Genomic DNA, 1276 nt, shown 5'->3' on the forward strand with positions numbered 1-1276 from the left:
AGGGCCACCACGCGGCAGCGGCAGTTGTAGCCGTTTGGCGGGAAAATGGTGTCCCAGATAGGGTCATCCCAGCGGAAGATACGCCCGTTGAGCGCCGCGTGCGCAGGACGGGTGCGGCTGTCCATGATGGCAACGTACTGCCAGTAAGGACGGAATACGACGTTCGCCCGCATCTTCTGATAACGCCCGGCCATGTAGGCGGACTGCGTGTTGGTGCGGTATATCGTGTCAAGGCGGTACGGCATCAGCTTTTTGCCTTCCAGCACGCCGTCTTCGTCCGCCTTCAGCCCCTTTCCCAGCCAGCCCTTGCGGGCCAGCTGCGGCATCAGGTCATCCTTAAACCTTTCGCGGGTCTGGCCGCTCTCAAGTGACTGAGCCAGCGCCTCATGCACGTCTGCCAGCACGTCCTGTTTGAGGATGCCCGACACCGTGAACGATGTTGCATGCGCCCGGTCTTTCATCTGCGACGTATCAAAACGGATTTTAAACCCCTTTGAACGGAAGTAGCGGATCGCCGCCTCCGGCTTCAGGGTCATGGCGTACCCCAGATCAACCACGAATGCGCCCCCACAAATCGGAGACAAACAGCGCATTCTCGATCAGCTGCCGCATCTCTTCATCATCAAGCTGCGGGTACGCCGCATCAATGATGCCGTGCAGCGCCTCCGGCGACTGCCCCTGACTGAGGGCCGCAATCAGCGGTTGCAACAGGGTTTTCATGGCCTCTTCGGTCTGCGCTGTCAGGGCGGCGGGTGCATTGTCGAGTGCGTCCTGAGCGCTGTTATCTCGCTGTACGCTCAGGGCGGCAGAGGCCGTGAACGGCAGCAGGGAACGGGCATCATGCAGGGCACTGAGCGCGGCGGGAATGTCTTTCTTATTTCCCGGTGGCACCAGAACCGCCTCCCCGGCAACGGGCGCAGGAATACCGGTGCGTGCATAGGCCCAGACCTGCGGGACGGGAATACCGGCGTTGACCGACGCCCCGATCGCGTCAGCCAGTGTTTTCAGATCTTCCGGCTCTTTGGTGTCGAACTCGAAGCGGCACATGCGACGTGGGGTGATACTGTCGTGACCGTTAAGCTTGAGCAGCGGATACAGCAGTTCGCGGGTGAGCGTGGTGGCCAGCTGGTTGGCATCGCTGGCCAGCAGTTCATGCCGTACGTCGTTGTGCACCTCGCCCAGCGCCCGTGAGCCGCTCCCGCCTTCGGTCTGCGAGGTGAGCGTCGCCCCCAGAATGACCTTGCTCTGGGTACGCTCACACCATTCAATCATGAAC

Annotated in this window: 2 protein-coding genes; both read right to left on the bottom strand. The window is 61.4% G+C overall.

The window, feature by feature from the left end:
- The coding region (locus J8X26_RS27510) for a phage minor head protein (RefSeq protein WP_244370900.1) at window positions 1-536 on the bottom strand (536 nt) is incomplete at its 3' end.
- Between the two features lie 13 nt (window positions 537-549).
- The coding region (locus tag J8X26_RS27515) for a DUF935 family protein (RefSeq protein ID WP_208952675.1) at window positions 550-1276 on the bottom strand (727 nt) is incomplete at its 5' end.

It is taken from the genome of Rahnella sp. ChDrAdgB13, from assembly GCF_017655185.1.
In the GTDB taxonomy this organism is placed as follows: domain Bacteria; phylum Pseudomonadota; class Gammaproteobacteria; order Enterobacterales; family Enterobacteriaceae; genus Rahnella; species Rahnella contaminans.